Raw genomic sequence first — 17,896 nt, forward strand, 5'->3', positions numbered from 1 at the left:
ATCAAACGGATGGTATATATAAAACAAGGGTGAAAAGCTTATTTTTCAAGCCTTTCACCCGTTCTTATCATAGAAGAATCCTATTTACAGACTTTTCTTCACAGGCTCTTTTACACTCATCTTATATCATTTCCTGCCGTCCTGTTTTCCGCTGTATCCACGGAAGAATTCCGCCAGACCGTCCAGCGTCTTCACAAGCACCGGGATCTCGTCCTCGGAGAGTTTATCGAGGATGGCTCCGGTCATCTGCCGGTGATAGTCCTCATGGTGCCGGTAGGCTTTGACGCCTTTCCCTGTCAGTCTCACAAAGACGACCCGCCGGTCCCTCTCGCTGCGGTGTCTCTCCACGTAGCCCTTGTTGACAAGGCTGTTCATGGCGGTCGTAAGCGATCCAACCGTGATATTCAGCTTTTTGGCGATGGCGGACATATTGTTTCCCTCGCCCGGACCGACGGCCTCAATGACGTGCATGTCGTTGTTCGTCAGATCCTTGAATTCCTCTGTGATGATCGCCTTCTCCTCCAGCTCCCAGATCTCGTGGAACAGATTGACAAGGATATCATTGATGGCTCTGTATGCGTCCTCCATGAACATTTTCCTCTCTGAAATCGTTTTACAGGATCGACCGGATCACGTCCCGGACCGTCCGGATCCGGTCTGCCTTCCAGGCGTTTGCCCCACAGAAGAGAAGCGCGTCGTCCACCTCTCCCTTTGCCGCGTGCACAAGTGCGTCTGTGATGCAGTAGGGGATCGCCGCCGGATCGCAGTTTTGCAGGCAGCGGTGGCATGGGCTGTGGGGGATCTTCTCCCCGGCCATGACCCGCTCCATGAACCGGTTGCGGATCGCCCGTCCCGGCATGCCAACCGGGCTTTTCACGATCACAATATCGTCCTTTCCTGCCCGGATATAGGCCTCCTTATAGCGGATATCCGCATCGCACTCCAGGGTTGGGACAAGACAGCTGGCCACCTGCACGGCGTCCGCCCCCAGGGCAAACGCGCGGTCCGCGGCCTCCCTGCTGTCAATGCCGCCAGCCAGGGCTACGGCAATCTTCTGTCCATATTTTCCCTCATAAGAGCGGACTGTGTCAAGGATTTCCCGGATCTCTTCCTCATAACTCTCCGAAACGCAGGCGTCCCCCCGGCCGCTCTCCTTCGTATATCTCTCAAGCTGTTCCCTGTCAAAGCCCAGATGCCCGCCGGCCAGCGGTCCCTCTGCCACGATAAGCTCCGGCATACGCCCGAACTTTCTGTCCCAGTATCTGAGGACCACACGGGCCGCCTTTCCGGTAGATACGATCGGCGCAAGAGCCGGCGCATCTGCCCTGCCGGCTTCCCTTGCCGCCTCCCCGGCGATCCGGGGCAGCTCCATGGGGAGCCCTGCCCCGGAGATGATGAGGTCGGCCCCGGCCTGCACCGCGGCTTTCACATACGCCTCATACTCTCTGGACGCGACCATGATGTTAAATCCAATGACGCCGTCAGGGGAGAGGGCCCGCGCCCGGTCAAACTCTTTCTTTACAGCCCGCAGGTTCGCCGCCAGGGGATCCCGGTCAAAATCCGGCTCCCGGTAGCCGATCTGGGCAGTGGAGATGATCCCTGCGCCGCCTTCCTTTGCCACAGCGCCGGCCAGGCCGCCCAGGCTGATGCCAACGCCCATGCCGCCCTGGATGAGCGGCAGCCGGGCCTCTTTCGCCCCGATCTTCAAAGGTTCTCTTTCCATCACTTTCTCCTACATCCGGCGGAACCGCTCATACCGCCTCTGTGTCCGTTCTCCGGTCTCCATGGCGCTGTAAGTCTCCAGGAACCGCTCCATCGCATCCGCAAGGGGCGCGGTCACCTCCCCAAGAGTAAGCACCGTATAATGTTCCGGCTCAGGAATGACCTTCTCGACGATCCCGGCCCTGCACAGATCCCGGGCCGTCAGCTTCATGACGCCCGCCGCCTCCCTGGCCCTGGAGCTGTCCTTCCACAGGATGCTGGCAAAGCCTTCCGGCGAGAGGATGGAGTAGATGGAATTCTCCAGCATCCACACCTCGTCCGCCGTGGCCATCGCCAGAGCGCCGCCGCTGCCGCCCTCCCCGATGATGACGGAGAGGACCGGCACTTTCAGGCCGGACATCTCACAGATATTCCGCGCAATGGCCTCGCCCTGTCCTCTCTCCTCGGCCTCCAGGCCGCAGAAAGCTCCCGGCGTATCCACAAAGCAGATGACCGGGCGGCCAAACTTCTCTGCCTGCTTCATAAGACGCAGCGCCTTCCGGTATCCGTCGGGAGAAGGCATACCGAAGTTTCGCTCGATGTTCTCTTTTGTGGTCGTCCCCTTGGCCTGGGCGATCACGGTCACAGGCCGGCCGCGGAATCTGGCGATGCCGCCGATGATGGCCCTGTCATCCGCATAGTACCGGTCCCCGTGGAACTCCATGAAATCAGTGAACAGACTTCCAATATAGTCAGAGGCAACCGGCCGGTCCTTCATGCGGGAGATCTGCACCCGATCCCATGCGGAGAGCCCGCCCTCTTCGTCCTTAACCGTCTCCTGCCGTTCCTCTCCGGCAGAAATCCCGCCGGCAGGCGCGCTCCCTTTCTGATGCATCTTCAGGATCTCGGCAAGGACTGTCTTCATCTCCTCCCGCTCTACGATCCGGTCAAGGAAGCCGTGCTCCAGAAGGAACTCCGCTCTCTGAAATCCTTTGGGCAGCTTCTGCCCGATAGTCTGCTCGATGACCCTCGGGCCCGCAAATCCGATGAGCGCCTTCGGCTCCGCCAGGATGATGTCCCCCAGCATGGCAAAGCTTGCCGTCACGCCGCCGGTGGTAGGGTCCGTAAGCACGGAAATATAGAGAAGCCCTGCGTCGCTGTGCCGTTTGAGCGCAGCGGACGTCTTCGCCATCTGCATAAGAGAGGTGATCCCTTCCTGCATCCTGGCTCCGCCGGAACAGGCGAACAGGATGACCGGCAGTTTCTCCTGCGTGGCGCGCTCCACAGCCCTTGTGATCTTCTCGCCTACCGCCCAGCCCATGCTGGACATGAGGAAACGGCCGTCGCAGACGCCCAGTACAGTCTCCATGCCGTGGATCTTCGCCTTCCCCGTCACAACAGCTTCCTTCAGACGGGTCTTCTCCTGCACAGCATGCAGCTTCTCCGGATAACCCCTGTAGTCCATGGGGTTTTCGCCCGCCAGATCGTGATCCCACTCTTCAAATGTTCCCTCGTCCGCGACCATCTCAATGCGGCGGTATGCGTGGACCCGGAAATACCCGCCGCACTTCGGGCAGATATAGTACCCCTTCTTCACATCCTCCGCAATGATGGCAGCGCCGCATTTATTGCACTTTCGCAGCAGCCCTTCGGGCACTTCAGGCCGCCTGTCCCGCAGGGAAATGTATCCTTTTCTCGAAGACAGGGCCGCTGTCTTTTTAAACATATTTTCTAATTTCATTTTTTACGCTTCTCTCCTGGCCTTCTCAAAGGTCCCGATAAACTCAATGTCCGTGTTTCCCGCGATAAAATCCGGATCGCTCAGTATCTCATACTGGTAATCCACGTTTGTGTCAATGCCCTCGATGATGACCTCCCCCAGGGCGCTTTGCATCTTGCGGATGGCCTCGTCCCTGTTCTTCGCCCAGACGATGAGCTTGGCGATCATGGAATCATAGTAGGGCGGGATCGTGTAGCCGCTGTAGATGGCGGAGTCGATGCGGATCCCCTTGCCCCCCGGCAGATACATGTCTGTGATGGTGCCGGGCGAGGGACGGAACCCCCTGGCCGGATTTTCCGCGTTGATCCTGCACTCGATGGCATGGCCGGTCAGCTTCACATCCTCCTGACGGTAGGAAAGCTCCCTTCCTGCCGCAATGCGGATCTGCTCCTTGATGAGGTCGATGCCGGTCACCCACTCGGTCACCGGATGCTCCACCTGGATCCTTGTGTTCATCTCCATGAAGTAAAAGTTCCCGCTCTTCTCCAGCAGGAACTCAATGGTCCCCGCATTCATGTAACCCGCCGCTTTCGCCGCCCGCACGGCCGCCTCGCCCATGCGGTTCCTGAGTTCGTCCGAGATGGCTTCGCAGGGGGATTCCTCGATCATCTTCTGGTGGTTCCTCTGGATGGAGCAGTCCCTCTCCCCCAGATGGATCACATGGCCGTGGCTGTCCGCCAGGATCTGGAACTCGATGTGGCGCGGGTGCTGTACGAAGTGCTCGATGTACATAGTGTTATCCCCGAACGCCATCTGCGTCTCCTTCTGGGCTGTCCGGAAACTGTTCTCAAACTCCTCCGGCGTCTGGGCCACGCGCATCCCCTTGCCGCCGCCGCCGAGGGCCGCCTTGACGATGACCGGATAGCCGATCTCGGCCGCGATCTTCGCGCCCTCCTGCGCGTCGTAGACCGGCTCTTTGCTGCCCGGGATCACCGGGACGCCGGCAGCCATCATGGTATTTCTCGCCTCCTGCTTATTGCCGAGTCTGGCGATCACGTCCGAACCCGGTCCGATGAAGGTGATGTGGCACTGTTCACAGAGCTCTGCGAACTTGCTGTTCTCGGACAGAAATCCGAACCCGGGGTGGATGGCGTCCGCGCCGGAAATGATGGTGGCGCTGATGATCCGGTCCATGCTCAGGTAGCTCTCCGCGGAAGCCGCAGGCCCGATGCAGATTGCCTCGTCCGCGAGCTGCGTGTGGAGCGCTTCCCGGTCCGCCTCAGAGTAGACGGCCACTGTCTCAATGCCCATCTCCCGGCAGGCCCGTATGATCCGGACCGCGATCTCGCCCCGGTTGGCGATCAGTACTTTCTTAATCTGACTCATTTCTATCCAATCCTCCTGTCCGGCCTACCCGACCATAAAGGTCAGCTCCGCGCTGACAACCACCTTGCCGTCCACGCTGGCCACTGCTTCGCCGATGCCCATGGGGCCTTTGGCCTTGATGATCTTCGTCTCCAGCCGCACCTTGTCGCCCGGCACGATCTTTCCTTTGAACTTGCACTTGTTGATGCCGCCGAAGTAGGCGATCTTTCCCTTGTTTTCCTCCCTGCTCAGGATGGCGACCGCCCCGACCTGGGCCAGCGCCTCCACAGTCAGCACGCCGGGCATCACCGGCTCCTGGGGAAAATGTCCCCGGAAGAAATCCTCCCGGTATGTGACGCACTTGTATCCCACCGCATACTGTCCCGGCTCGTAATCCTCGATGTAATCCACCAGGAGGAAGGGATGTCTGTGGGGGATGATCTCCTTGATCTGATTGATATCCAAATGGTTCATACTACCTTCTCCTTTCTAGGAAAGGCGGAACAGAGGCTGCCCGTACTCCACGGCCTGGCCGTTCTCCACAAAGACCTCCTCCACTGTTCCGTCATAGTCGCTCTCAATCTCATTCATCAGCTTCATGGCCTCTACAATGGCAAGTACCTGGCCCTTCTTCACGGTGTCGCCCACAGCCACATAGGGATCTGCGTCCTCGGCCGGCGCCGCATAGAAAGTGCCCACCAGGGGGGATTTCACGATCTTGCCTGCAGGTGCGGCCGCAGCTGCGTCTTCTGCCGGTTCCGCGCCGCCCTGCGCCGGCTCCTGTGCAGGAGCGGTCCGGGCTGCCGCACAGGCGGCTGCACCTTCCGCTGTCTGCAGCGCTGTGACGATCGTTTCCTTTTCCTTTGTCAGGTGCAGCTTCACACCTTTTTCCTCATATTTCAGTCCGGTCAGCTCTGAGTCGGAGACTGCCTGGATCAGCTTTAACAGATTCTCAAATTCCATGACATATGCACCTTTCTTACTCTTCATATTTTCTGACCAGCAGGGTGGCATTGTGTCCGCCAAAGCCCAGGGAGTTGGTCATGCCATACCGGATCTCCTTCTCCACGGGCGCGCCGATAGCATAGTTCAGGTCGCACTCCCCGTCCGCCTCTGCCGTTCCCATCGTCTGGTGGATAAATCCTTCCTCCACAGATTTCACAAGGACGATGAACTCAACGCCGCCGGCTGCTCCGAGAAGGTGGCCGATCATGGATTTCGTAGAGTTGATGACCACATCCTTCGCCGCCTCGCCGAAGGCCCGCTTGATGGCCCGCGTCTCAAAGAGGTCGTTGTGGTGCGTGCTTGTGCCGTGAGCGTTGATGTACTCCACCTGGGCAGGTGCAACCCCGGCCTCCTCCATGGCTAGCTCCATGGCTTTGGCCGCGCCGGCACCGTCCTCCGCCGGGGAAGTGATGTGGTAGGCGTCTCCCGTGGCGCCGTAGCCCACGACTTCCGCGTAGATCTTCGCGCCGCGCGCCTTCGCATGCTCCAGTTCTTCCAGGACGACCACGCCTGCGCCCTCGCCCATGACAAAGCCGTCCCGGTCCTTGTCAAACGGGCGGGAAGCCGTGGCCGGATCCGGGTTGGCGGACAGCGCGGTCAGCGCTGTGAATCCCGCCACGCCTGTGGGACAGATGGCACTCTCCGTGCCGCCCGCCAGCATGATATCGGCGTCGCCGTACTGGATCGTCCGGAACGCGTCTCCGATGCAGTGGGTGCCTGTGGCGCAGGCCGTCACCACATTGGTGCATTTGCCCCGGAAGCCAAGCTGGATGGACACATTGCCCGCCGCCATGTTGGAGATCATGAGCGGCACCATCAGCGGATTGACCTTGCCGGGTCCCTTGCTCTTTATCTTCTCATAGCTGGATTCAACCTGCTGCAGGCTGCCGATGCCGGAGCCGATGATCACACCTGCGCGGAAGGGATCCTCCTTCTCAATGTCAAGGCCGGCGTCCTCGCAGGCCTCCCTGGCCGCTGCCACCGCATACTGGGAGAACGCTTCCATTCTCCGGGCAGCCTTGAAATCCATGCGGTCTTTCGCCACAAAATCTTTGACTTCCGCGGCGATCTTCACTTTATACTCTGTCGTGTCAAATTTTGTGATGGGGCCGATGCCCACCTTCCCTTCCCGCACGCCTGCCCAGAATTCGGGCGCCGTGTTTCCGATGGGGGTGACTGCTCCCAGTCCCGTTACAACCACTCGTCTCTTCATCATATTGCCATACCTCCGTCTACCTGGATCACTTGTCCTGTAATATAGCCCGCGTCGTCGGACGCAAGGAACGCTGCTGTCTTCGCGATGTCCTCCGGCTTTCCGAAATGTCCCAGCGGGATCTGCGCCACAGAGGCCTCTTTCACCGCGTCCGGAAGCACAGCCGTCATCTCCGTCTCGATAAAGCCGGGCGCGATGGCGTTCACCGTGATCCCCCTGGATGCAAGCTCGCGGGCCACCGCCTTTGTCAGGCCGATGACGCCCGCCTTGGATGCCGCGTAGTTGGCCTGGCCGGGATTGCCGGCAATGCCCACAACAGAGGACATATTGATGATGCGTCCGCTCCGCTGCCTGAGCATCTGCCGGGACGCAAAGCGGATCGTGTGAAACGTTCCCTTCAGGTTCGTCTCGATCACCCGGTCAAAATCCTCCTCGGACATTTTCATCAGGAGCCCGTCCCTTGTGATCCCCGCATTGTTCACGAGGATATCGATCCGCCCGTGCTCCTTTATCACATCCTGGATGAAGGCCTGGCATGTCTCGAAATCAGACACATCGCACTGGTATGTCTGCGCCTTCCCGCCGGCTGCCTCGATCTGAGACTTTACTTCTTCCGCCCGGTCCTTTGAGCCGTTGTAGTTGATCACCACAAAGGCGCCCCGGGACGCAAGCTCCAGGGCGATCGCTCTTCCGATCCCCCGGGACGCTCCTGTCACTACTGCAATCTTTCCCTCTAACATGATTCCTACAGGGCGCCCGCATCACGCCCCTGCCTCCTTCTTTCTTTTCTTCTATTTCAGGGCCTGCGCAACCTTCTCCACATCTGCCCACGCCCCCACATTATACACGGTCACGTCCCGGCTGATCTTGCGCATGAAGCCGGCCAGCGTCCTGCCCGGCCCGATCTCCACGAAGGTGTCCACGCCCTCCGCGATCAGGTTCTCCATGCTCTGCTGCCAGCGCACGGAGGAGCTTACCTGCTCCGCGAGAAGGGCCTTTGTCTGCCCGATGTCTGTCACCTGCTGCGCAGTTACGTTCGTCACGTAGGGTACTGCCAGCGGGGAAAGCTCCACACCCTCCAGCACCTGCGCAAGTTCCTCCCCCGCTTTCTTCAGCATGGGGGAGTGGAACGGGCCGCTGACATTCAGCATGACCGTCCGCTTCGCCCCCGCCTCTTTCAGCTTTTCGGAGGCGGCCTCCACAGCCCCGGCCGCGCCGGTGATGACGATCTGCCCCGGGCAGTTGTAGTTGGCGACCGATACGCCCTCCACATCCCGGATCACGTTCTCGATCTCCCCGCCCGTCATACCCATGACGGCGCACATGGCTCCCTCTCCCGCAGGCACTGTGTTCTGCATGAGGAGCCCTCTCTTTCTCACCAGACGGACCGCATCCTCCTCCTTCATGCCGCCGGCCGCCGCGATGGCGCAGTACTCGCCAAGGCTTAAGCCCGCTGTCACATCCGGGCGGACGCCCGCTTCCACAAGGGGCCGAGTCATGGCCAGACACGTGGTCACAAGGGCCGCCTGCGTGTATTCCGTCAGGTCCAGTTTATCATTCTCGTGAAAGCACAGGTCTCTCACGTCTATGTCCATCTCATCTCTCAGCGCTTCCGCAGCCATGTCGTACACCGCTCTGGCCGACGCGCTGTTCTCATAGAAATCCTGGCCCATGCCGCATTTCTGCGCGCCCTGGCCCGGATAAATAAATGCAATCCTACTCATAAAAGCCCGCTCCTTTGATCAGTGAGTCTGTCTCGCTCACCAGTCTGTCGATGAGCTGCTTACAGGACAGTCTGTCCTTTACCATACCTGCAATCTGTCCTGCCATGACGCTTCCGTTCTTCACATCGCCTTCCACGACCGCTTTGCGCAGGCCGCCGAGCGTCAGGAGCTCCAGCTCCTCGAAGCTTGCCCCCTTGTTCTCCAGCTCCAGATATTTCTTCGTCATATCGTTCCGGAGAGCCCGCACCGGATGGCCGGTGGTGCGCCCTGTCACGCGGGAATCGATATCCTTTGCCTTGAGGATGCGCTCCTTATAGTTCTCATGTACCTGGGACTCGTCTGTGACAACAAAGTGGGTTCCCATCTGCACGCCCTTTGCGCCCAGCATGAACGCAGCCGCGATCCCTCTGCCGTCGGCGATGCCGCCTGCGGCGATGACCGGAATGCTGACAGCGTCCACAACCTGGGGAACGAGCACCATCGTTGTGTTCTCACCGATGTGTCCGCCGGCCTCTGTCCCCTCAGCCACGAGCGCGTCCGCGCCGCAGCGCTCCATGCGCTTTGCAAGGGCAACGGAAGCAACGACAGGGATGACCTTCACGCCTGCTTCCTTCCACATCTTCATGTACTTCTCCGGGCTTCCGGCTCCGGTGGTGACCACCTTCACGCCTTCCTCCACGATCACCTTCGCGACGTCGTCCGCGTGGGGGCTCATGAGCATGATGTTGACGCCGAAAGGCTTGTCTGTCAGTTTTCTTGCTTCTTTGATCTGTTCGCGTACCCAGTCTGCCGGAGCGCTTGCTGCCCCTATCAGCCCAAGCCCACCGGCATTTGATACGCCGGCTGCCAAGTGATATTCAGCGACCCAGGCCATACCGCCCTGGATGATCGGGTATTCAATTCCAAGTAATTCTGTTACTTCTGTTTTCATATTGACAACCTCTTTTTTCTTTTCATTCCTGCTTTTTGTGTACGGTTTTTCTTATTTGTGGGACTCGATGTAGGAGATCACGTCGCCTACTGTGGCGATCTTCTCCAGATCCTCTGTGGGGATCTCCACACCGTACTCTTCCTCAAGCGCCATGACAAGCTCAAACAGGTCGAGGGAATCTGCGCCGAGGTCCTCTTTGAAGGAAGTCGCCTCTGTGATCTCACAAGCGTCTACTCCTAATGAATCTGCTACCATTTCTTTGATCTTTTCCAGCATTGTCTGTTTCTCCTTTTCTTCTTTTCATTCTTTTTTGATTGATCTATGCCATCGCCGCCCCTGGCGGCGCTGCATGCTTACTTTGTCCAGTCCAGGATGGCGGCGCCCCATGAGAGGCCGGCTCCAAACCCGGCAATGACGATCTTCTGCCCTGCCTTAAGCCTGCCGTCCCGCCTCATCTCATCCAGCAGGATGGGGATGCTCGCCGAGGACGTATTGCCATACTCCTGCAGGTTCATGGGGAATTTCTCCAGCGGGGCCTTCAGCCTTTTGGCCACCGCCTCCACGATCCTCCTGTTCGCCTGGTGCAGGACGAACCAGTCGATATCGCCGATGGGGACCTGGTTCTTCTCCAGCACTTCCCCGATCACCTCCGGCACCCTGCGCACGGCGAACTGGAACACGCCGCGGCCGTCCATCTGCATGTACAGCTCCTCTTCCGGGAGCTGCGCCGCATTTCTGGCGTGGCGGCTTGTGCAGGTCAGGGCGTCCCCGAGGCTTCCCGCAGAGTGGGTCACCGGCTGGTAGAACGTCCCTTCCTCAGCCTTCACTACCGCAGCGCCGGCCCCGTCTCCAAAGAGGATGCAGGTGCCCCGGTCCTTCCAGTTGGTCAGGTTGGAGAGGCTCTCGCTTCCGATGACCAGAATGGTGCGGTACATGCCGCATGACAGGTAGGCGAGCGCCGCGCAGTAGCCGAACACAAACCCGGTGCAGGCCGCGCTCATGTCGTAACAGGTGGCGTTCACCGCGCCGATCTGGCGCTGCACCTCGCAGGCCGCACAGGGCAGGATCACGTTGGAGGAGATGGTGGACACAAGGATCAGGTCCACGTCCTCCGGCGCCGTGCCGCTGTCCGCAAGCGCCTTCCTGGCCGCATCGGCCGCCATGGAGACAGTCGTCTCTTCCTCTATGATATGGCGCCGCACCACGCCGGTCCGCTCCCGGATCCACTCATCGCTCGTCTCAACCAGCTTCGCAATATCGTTGTTATCCATTGTATGTACAGGGATACTGGATCCTGTACCGCATATCACTCCGGTCATGTTCTTGCTTCCTCGTTTCTTTTCTATCTTCAAATATTTTTAGTCTGAAATATTTTGACTCTCAAAGTATATAACAGCCCTCCATTCCTGTCAAGCTGTTTTCTCCTAAAATTTGTCCGGTCGTCCCATCTGTGCATTGTCATCAAAAAACAGCGGATCCGCATATATTTTTTCATGAGTTTCTCTATTGAAATACAGCGGAAAACATAGTATAAGTAGATGAATACTGAATGGAAAGGAAGCTGTAGAAATATGAATAAAAGCGAATCTGCATCCATAAATCCGGCCCGGCTTCTTCTCCGCGTGGTCCAGGGCGCGCTGATCGGCCTGGGCGCGGTGCTGCCCGGCATCTCCGGGGGCGTGCTCAGTGTCATCTTCGGCATCTACAAGCCAATCATGGAGCTTCTGTCGCACCCCGCCAGGCACTTCCGGACGCATGTTCCAAAGCTGATCCCCGTCTTTATCGGCGGAGCCATCGGCTTCCTGGGCGTCGCCAACATCCTGGCCTTCTTCCTGAACACATACCCGGACCCGTCGGTCTGCCTTTTCATCGGCCTCATCGGCGGCATGCTGCCCTCCCTCTTCCGGGAGGCGGGCGAACAGGGCCGCACAAAGGGCTCCTGGATCTCACTGATCCTTTGCATGTGTGTGATCTTCGCCCTGCTCATCGGTCTGGATATGGCCTCCTACGAGGTGACGCCGAACTTTGTCTGGTACCTGTTCTGCGGGTTCTGCCTGGCTCTCAGCATCATCGCGCCGGGCATGAGCTTCTCCACCCTGCTGATGCCCCTGGGCCTGTACACGCCGTTCGTGGACGGCATCGGCCACCTGGATATGTCGATCCTCGTTCCCGCCGGCATCGGGGCGCTGGTCACCGTCATCCTTCTTGCGAAGGCCGTCAACGCCCTCTTTGACAACTACTACTCCATTGCCTTTCACGGCATCATCGGGATCGTCATCGCGGCAACCGTTATGATCATTCCCGTGTCCGGCTTCACAAGCCCCGGCTCCGCCGTCGTAAATCTCATCTGCCTGGCCGCTGGCATCGTGATCGCCCTGGCGCTCGACAAGTTCAACAGCAGCGTGGAAGTGGAATAGCAGTAGAATGAAGAGAGGACGTCCCCCAGGTCATTTCATGACCTGGGGGACGTCCTCTTTCTCTTATGTCCGCCGGGACCATCCCGGTCCCGTCTAGTCTGTCTGGATCATGCGCTCGGCCACTTCCATGCCCTTCAGGCTGGCAGCCACGCCGCCTGCGCCCGTCTCGCGCAGGGTCACATCCATCTTGTCGCCCACTTCCCGCATAGCGTCGATGACCTGATCCACCGGGATCTGGCTCACAATGCCCGCCAGGGCCATATCAGCCGCTGCAAGCGCGTTGACCGCGCCGCCCACGTTCCGTTTCACGCAGGGGACTTCCACCAGGCCTGCCACCGGGTCGCACACAAGACCCATCAGGTTCTTGAGCGCCATGGCGGCCGCGTGTCCCATGGTGTCCACGTCCGCCCCGCACACATGGCAGATGGCTGCTGCAGCCATCGCCGAGCCGGAGCCGATCTCCGCCTGACAGCCGCCCGATGCGCCGGCCAGGAACGCGCGGTTGGCGATCACCTGTCCCACGCCGGCAGCTACATACATGGCCTCCACCATCGTCTCCTCCGGCACCTCATGCTCCATAAAATAGGGGATGAGCACCGCCGGCAGCACCCCACAGGCCCCCGCCGTCGGCGCGGCAAGGATACGTTTCATGCAGGCATTGTTGCAGCCCATCTTCAGGGCCACGGTCATGACCTTCGCCATGAAGTCCCCGCAGATCGTATCCCCCTTCTTCTGGTACTCCTCCATCAGGCCTCCCTCGCGGCCCACAAGCCCGCTCCTGGATATGCGGTCCGGCTCATAGGCCTCCACATTCTCCAGCATGATCCGCCACATGCGGGTCATCTCATTCCAGGACGCCTCCTCCGGCACGTCCCTCTCTGTGCAGTCCTCAACCTGAACCGCTTTCCAGAAGGGGATGCCGTCCTTCTCGCATCTTGCTTTGATCTCTTCTATTGAACGATATGACATAGTCCTTATGCTCCCCCTTTCCCTACACCGCGGCGTTCACATTGAGGAACGTCACTTTGATGATGCCCTCCAGGCTCGCCAGCCAGGATGTGGCGCTGTCCGGGATCACCTGGTCGATCTCGATGACCATGACTGCGCTGCCGCCCCGCTTGTCCCGGAAGAGCTGCATGGTCGCGATGTTGATCTTCTTCTGGCTCAGGATGTTCGCCACCTGGGCCACATGCCCGGGCTGATCCTGATTGTGTACGATCAGCGTGTTGCTCTCCGCGTTAAAATTCACATCAATGCCGTCCAGCTTGGTGACCACGATCCGGCCGCCGCCGATGGAACAGGCCTGGATATCCAGCTTGTCCGTCCCGTCGGCCTCCAGGATCATCTCCGCCGTGTTCGGATGAGCGCCCCGGATCTCCTTGTGCTGGATCGTAAAGTCAAGCCCTTCCTCCTTCGCGATGCGGAAGCTGTCCGGGATCCTCATATCGTCCGGCTTCATCCCCAGAAGCCCGGCCACGATGGCCCGGTCCGTGCCATGCCCCTCGCCCGTAGCGGCAAAGGATCCGTGCAGATAGATCGTGGCTTTCTTCGGCTGTTTCCCCAAAAGCTGTCTGCCGATCAGCCCGATCCGGTCTGCCCCTGCCGTGTGGGAACTGGAAGGTCCTACCATGACAGGCCCCAAAATGTCAAAAATACTTGCCATACTGCTATACCTTTCCTTTCTCTTTATTCTTTTTTGTCACGACACAGCATGTTTTACATCTTCCTCTATTATACCATAGCCGTCCTGCGGCCGCCGCAGAAAAATTTTTTAATTTTCACAAAAAGTGTTTGCAATTTACCCAGGGATATGATAATATACTTTTTGTCGAGCGGAGATGGCGGAATGGCAGACGCGCTAGATTCAGGTTCTAGTGGGAGCAATCCTGTGAGGGTTCAAGTCCCTTTCTCCGCATTGGTTGTGAAGAGCGGAAATCCTTGATATTACAAGGGTTTCCGTTCTTTTTTTGTTGTCTTTACGCCGGTAAAATTTGATTACCTTTGATTACCTTTTTAGGGACAAACCTACAAAAAACAAAGGCTAAAAATAAATCAGGCGCCGAAATAAATCTGCGCCTGATTTAACTCATACGATTTAAAACCCTACTCGTGCTGTGTATGCAGCAGCATATGCGCCTTGTGGGAATTGGGCTTCTCCATATACTCTTCATAGAGCTGCAGGACATCCTGGTTCTCATGGGAGAAGCGGATCTCGTAGTCGCGGTCCAGACGGTAGAGCTGCTTTCCTCTCTCAAACGCCAGCTCCTCCCCGTCGTGGATGGGCTGTCCGCCGCCGCCCACGCAGCCGCCGGGACAGGCCATGACTTCCACAAAGTCGTACTGCACCTCGCCCCTGTCCAGTTTTTCCAGGAGCCTTCTCGTATTGCCAAGTCCGCTCACCACAGCGGTGCGCACCTTGATGCCGTTGATCTCAAGTTCTGCCTCCTGCACGCCGTCATTGGCGTTAAAGCCGCTGCTGCGCACTGCCTTGAAGGCATCCGCCTCCGGATTCTCGCCGGTGATGATGGCGTAGGCTGTACGCAGGGCCGCCTCCATCACGCCGCCGGTGGCGCCGAAGATAACGCCCGCGCCGGTTCCCGCGTGCATGGGGGAATCGCTCTCCCTGTCCTCCAGAGTCTCCGGGCTGATGTGCGCGGCGCGCATCATCTTCACCAGCTCTCTTGTGGTGATGACCGCATCTATGTCATGTCCCGCATACTCCTCATAGAACAGCTCCATCTCCCGCTCCGCCTTCTTGGCCACGCAGGGCATCACGGACACGGTAAAGATATCCTCCGGCTTCTTTCCGATCTTCTCCGCAAAGTAGGTCTTCATCACCGCGCCGAACATCTGCTGCGGGGATTTGGCCGTGGACAGGTACTTCACCCTGTGGGGAAACTGGGATTTGATGAACCGGATCCAGCCGGGACAGCAGGAGGTGAACATGGGGTTCCCCTTCAGCTCGCCGGATGTGAACCGGTGCACGAACTCATTGGCCTCCTCCATGATGGTGAGGTCCGCAGAGAACACGGTGTCAAATACGTAGTCCGCTCCCATCCGCTTCATCGCATCCAGGATCTTGCCGATGGTTGCCTCCTCGGCCTTCATGCCGAGCTGCTCGCCCCAGGCGGTGCGGACAGCAGGCGCCACCTGCACGACCACCGTCTTCGTCCCGTCTTCGATGGCATCCCATACCTTCTCCGTGTCATCCCGCTCGCGCAGCGCGCCCACCGGACAGTGTGTGATGCACTGGCCGCACAGGGCGCAGGGCGCGTTCTCGATGGTCATGCGCTTGGATACATTGACATTGGAGCGGGAGCCGGTCCCTTCCGCATCCCACACGGACAGCCCCTGCACCTTGTCGCAGATGGCGACGCAGCGCATGCACTTGATGCACTTGGCTGAATCGCGGATCAGCGGGAAGTTCTTGTTCCAGGGCTTGTGCTCCACCTGCTTCTCAAAGGGGATGTCAATGATGTTCAGGTCGTTGGCAATGCTCTGCAGGCTGCAGTTGCCGCTGCGGGCGCAGGTCACGCACTGGCAGTCGTGCTGGGAGAGGAGCAGTTCCACATTGATGTGCCTGTCCTTTCTCACCTTCGGGCTGTTGGTGTAGATGACCATACCCTCCTCCGCCACATTGTTGCAGGATGTGATGAGCCGGTTCTTGCCCTCCAGCTCCACCACGCAGACACGGCAGGCCGCGATCTCGTTGATCCCCTTCAGGTAGCACAGGCTGGGGATCGGGATCCCGTTCTGTCTGGCGGCTTCCATGATCGTCGTATTCTCTTCCACGGAAATCTTTCTTCCGTCAATTGTCAGATTTACCATATTCTCTCACGCCCTCCTTTGAATATTCCGTATCCGAAATGATCGCAGCGAAGGCATCTTCCGGCCTCCTGCTTCGCCTCCTTCTCCGTCATGCAGTTCTCCACTCCCTCGAAGTCCTGCACGCGCAGGCAGGCCTCGCGCTCTGTCAGGTTGACTCTTCCGCAGGGCGAGCGGTCTGAGAGGTTCGGCTCCGGGATGTCTACGTCACAGGATATCTCATGGTGATATCCCAGGTACTCGTCAATGTTGGCCGCCACTACTTTGGCCGCCGCGATGGCCGTGATCACGGACGCAGGTCCGCTCGCGCAGTCGCCGCCCGCAAATACGCCCGGCATATTTTCAAAGGTACCCGTGCTCTTGGTCACGATCTTGCCTCTCTCAACCGGGATGCCCGCCTCCTCAAAATGGCGGGTCTCAATGTTCTGTCCGATGGCTACGATCAGCACGTCGCAGGGGATGTAGATATCCTCCTCCCCGGTGGGGCGGATGCTTGCCCTGCCGTCCTTGATGGCGCTGACCATCTGGGGCGTCACGTAGATGCCGCGCACGTGGTTGTTCTCATCCACATCAATGCCGGCGGGCGCCTTGAGTGTGCGAAGCTCGATGCCCTCCGCAACAGCTCCCTCGATCTCCTGGGGAAGCGCCGTCATGTCCGCCGTGCGCCGGCGGTATACGATGCTGACTTTCTTCGCGCCCAGGCGCTTCGCTGTGCGCACCGCGTCCATGGACACGTTGCCGCCGCCGATGACCGCTACTTCCTTACCGGTCAGGTCCATGATGATATTCTTGCCCACATTGCGCAGGAACTGGACCGCAGAGTATACGCCGTCCGCGTTCTCCCCCTCCAGGCCCAGCTTCTTGTCCGTGCTGGCGCCGATGGTGATCAGCACCGCGTCGTACTCCTTCCGAAGCTCCTGGATGGTGATGTCCTGGCCGATCTTCAGCCCGTACTTCACCTGCACGCCTGTCTTCAGGATGCAGTTGATGTCGTCGTCCAGCCGCTCCTTTGGCAGGCGGTAGTTGGGGATGCCGTACCGCAGCATACCGCCCAGCTTCGGCAGCATCTCGTACACAACGGTCTGGTGTCCCATAAGCTGCAGGTAGTAGGCCGCGCTCAGGCCGCCCGGGCCGCCGCCAAGCACGGCGATCTTCTTGCCCGTGGAGGGCGCGCATGCCGGCGGGTCCACCTCGCCCGCATAGTCGGCCGCCATCCGCTTCAGGCCGCGGATATTGATGGAGTCGTCCACCATGTTCCGGCGGCATCTCGCCTCACAGGGATGCTCGCAGATAAAACCGCAGGTGGTCGGGAAGGGGTTGTCCTTGCGGATGAGCCGGATGGCGTCCGCGTATCTCCCTTCGCCCACAAGCGCTATGTAGCCGGGGATGTCCACGTGGGCAGGACATAAGGCCACACAGGGCACAGGCTGGTTGTAGCTGCATGTACATCTTCCGTGTTCGATGTGCTCGATATAGTCGTCGCGGTATCCGATCAGTCCCTTGTAGACCATGTTCGCAGCCTCATATCCGATGGCGCAGTCCGCTGACTCCATAATGGCGAGCGCTGTCTCCTCCATATAGTCCAGCGTCTCCATCGTCGCTTTCCCGTCCAGCACGTCCTTGATGAAATGGTTCAGTTGCCCAAGTCCGATCCTGCAGGGCACGCATTTGCCGCATGTCTGGGCATGGCACAGTTCCAGGAAGGCCCGCGCCATGTCTACAGGACATAAGCCCGGAGGACTGGACTCGATCCGTCTCTCCAGATCCTTGTAGAGACCTTCCATCACGATCTTCGCTCTGTCGGGAGTTTTAATCTCTAATCTGCTCATGTTCTCTTTTCTCCTCTCGCATTTTTTCCCACAGTATTTTGTCTATTATACCATTTGTGCCGCGAGAAGTAACTAGTTTTCCGAGAAGTAGTTTTTTTAACGAGAAGAAGAGTTCCTCTGATCCCTGGATCTTCGGAACTCTTCCTTTATTCATATATTCTTCCTG

The 17,896-nt window shown here is 58.9% G+C and carries 18 protein-coding genes and 1 tRNA gene; 2 read left to right on the plus strand and 17 right to left on the minus strand.

Features of this window, described 5'->3' with window-relative positions; genetic code table 11:
• Positions 1-126: 126 nt before the first annotated feature.
• The 12 genes from H6A20_RS10975 to H6A20_RS11030 all read right to left on the minus strand — a co-directional run bounded on the left by H6A20_RS10975 (position 127) and on the right by H6A20_RS11030 (position 10,978).
• Positions 127-588, minus strand: a complete 462-nt coding sequence (locus H6A20_RS10975; protein WP_204907168.1) for a MarR family winged helix-turn-helix transcriptional regulator — start codon at positions 586-588, stop codon at positions 127-129.
• Positions 589-613: 25 nt separating this feature from the next.
• Positions 614-1,723: an NAD(P)H-dependent flavin oxidoreductase gene (locus H6A20_RS10980; protein WP_204907169.1), complete on the minus strand. Its 1,110-nt coding sequence runs from the start codon at positions 1,721-1,723 to the stop codon at positions 614-616.
• A 9-nt stretch (positions 1,724-1,732) separates the two neighbouring features.
• Positions 1,733-3,427, minus strand: coding sequence for an acetyl-CoA carboxylase carboxyltransferase subunit alpha (locus H6A20_RS10985; protein WP_338106689.1), 1,695 nt, complete (start codon positions 3,425-3,427; stop codon positions 1,733-1,735).
• Between the two features lie 18 nt (positions 3,428-3,445).
• The gene (locus H6A20_RS10990) at positions 3,446-4,807 is read right to left on the minus strand and encodes an acetyl-CoA carboxylase biotin carboxylase subunit (RefSeq protein WP_204907171.1); all 1,362 of its coding nucleotides are present in this window, start codon (positions 4,805-4,807) and stop codon (positions 3,446-3,448) included.
• 24 nt (positions 4,808-4,831) lie between these two features.
• Positions 4,832-5,260 (minus strand): 3-hydroxyacyl-ACP dehydratase FabZ, encoded by a 429-nt coding sequence (gene fabZ / locus H6A20_RS10995; RefSeq protein ID WP_204907172.1) that lies wholly within the window; start codon positions 5,258-5,260, stop codon positions 4,832-4,834.
• Between the two features lie 15 nt (positions 5,261-5,275).
• Positions 5,276-5,749 (minus strand): acetyl-CoA carboxylase biotin carboxyl carrier protein, encoded by a 474-nt coding sequence (accB, locus tag H6A20_RS11000; RefSeq protein ID WP_204907173.1) that lies wholly within the window; start codon positions 5,747-5,749, stop codon positions 5,276-5,278.
• Between the two features lie 16 nt (positions 5,750-5,765).
• Entirely contained in the window at positions 5,766-7,004 is a 1,239-nt protein-coding gene (fabF, locus tag H6A20_RS11005) for a beta-ketoacyl-ACP synthase II (protein ID WP_204907205.1), read from the minus strand.
• The gene (fabG, locus tag H6A20_RS11010) at positions 7,004-7,744 is read right to left on the minus strand and encodes a 3-oxoacyl-[acyl-carrier-protein] reductase (protein ID WP_204907174.1); all 741 of its coding nucleotides are present in this window, start codon (positions 7,742-7,744) and stop codon (positions 7,004-7,006) included. Before fabG ends, fabF begins: the two co-directional genes overlap by 1 nt.
• 51 nt (positions 7,745-7,795) lie before the next feature.
• Positions 7,796-8,728, minus strand: a complete 933-nt coding sequence (gene fabD / locus H6A20_RS11015) for an ACP S-malonyltransferase (protein ID WP_204907175.1) — start codon at positions 8,726-8,728, stop codon at positions 7,796-7,798.
• Entirely contained in the window at positions 8,721-9,659 is a 939-nt protein-coding gene (fabK, locus tag H6A20_RS11020) for an enoyl-[acyl-carrier-protein] reductase FabK (protein ID WP_204907176.1), read from the minus strand. The genes fabD and fabK overlap by 8 nt, the downstream gene beginning before the upstream one ends.
• Positions 9,660-9,710: 51 nt before the next feature.
• On the minus strand, positions 9,711-9,935 hold the full coding sequence (gene acpP / locus H6A20_RS11025; protein ID WP_204907177.1) for an acyl carrier protein: 225 nt from the start codon (positions 9,933-9,935) through the stop codon (positions 9,711-9,713).
• 77 nt (positions 9,936-10,012) lie between these two features.
• Positions 10,013-10,978 (minus strand): beta-ketoacyl-ACP synthase 3, encoded by a 966-nt coding sequence (locus H6A20_RS11030; protein WP_204907178.1) that lies wholly within the window; start codon positions 10,976-10,978, stop codon positions 10,013-10,015.
• A gap of 252 nt (positions 10,979-11,230) precedes the next feature.
• Here H6A20_RS11030 and H6A20_RS11035 point away from each other — a divergent pair, with 252 nt between their 5' ends.
• Positions 11,231-12,076, plus strand: a complete 846-nt coding sequence (locus H6A20_RS11035; protein ID WP_204907179.1) for a DUF368 domain-containing protein — start codon at positions 11,231-11,233, stop codon at positions 12,074-12,076.
• A gap of 93 nt (positions 12,077-12,169) precedes the next feature.
• On the opposite strand, the gene sdaAA is transcribed toward H6A20_RS11035, so the two are convergent.
• Positions 12,170-13,045, minus strand: a complete 876-nt coding sequence (sdaAA, locus tag H6A20_RS11040) for an L-serine ammonia-lyase, iron-sulfur-dependent, subunit alpha (RefSeq protein WP_204907180.1) — start codon at positions 13,043-13,045, stop codon at positions 12,170-12,172.
• 22 nt (positions 13,046-13,067) lie between these two features.
• Positions 13,068-13,739, minus strand: coding sequence for an L-serine ammonia-lyase, iron-sulfur-dependent subunit beta (sdaAB, locus tag H6A20_RS11045; RefSeq protein ID WP_204907181.1), 672 nt, complete (start codon positions 13,737-13,739; stop codon positions 13,068-13,070).
• Between the two features lie 169 nt (positions 13,740-13,908).
• Between sdaAB and H6A20_RS11050 the strand changes: the two genes are divergently transcribed.
• A tRNA-Leu gene (locus H6A20_RS11050) sits at positions 13,909-13,991 on the plus strand.
• 188 nt (positions 13,992-14,179) lie between these two features.
• Here H6A20_RS11050 and H6A20_RS11055 read toward each other — a convergent pair.
• From H6A20_RS11055 to H6A20_RS11065, 3 genes are read right to left on the minus strand one after another with little or no spacing between them, the layout of a single operon-like run.
• Positions 14,180-15,904: a [FeFe] hydrogenase, group A gene (locus H6A20_RS11055; RefSeq protein ID WP_204907182.1), complete on the minus strand. Its 1,725-nt coding sequence runs from the start codon at positions 15,902-15,904 to the stop codon at positions 14,180-14,182.
• Complete coding sequence (locus tag H6A20_RS11060) at positions 15,898-17,730, minus strand: NAD(P)-binding protein (protein WP_204907183.1); 1,833 nt, start codon at positions 17,728-17,730, stop codon at positions 15,898-15,900. Before H6A20_RS11060 ends, H6A20_RS11055 begins: the two co-directional genes overlap by 7 nt.
• Positions 17,711-17,884, minus strand: coding sequence for a hypothetical protein (locus H6A20_RS11065; RefSeq protein WP_204907184.1), 174 nt, complete (start codon positions 17,882-17,884; stop codon positions 17,711-17,713). The genes H6A20_RS11060 and H6A20_RS11065 overlap by 20 nt, the downstream gene beginning before the upstream one ends.
• Between the last annotated feature and the right edge of the window lie 12 nt (positions 17,885-17,896).

This window comes from Mordavella massiliensis, from assembly GCF_016901695.1.
Lineage (GTDB): Bacteria > Bacillota > Clostridia > Lachnospirales > Lachnospiraceae > Claveliimonas > Claveliimonas massiliensis_A.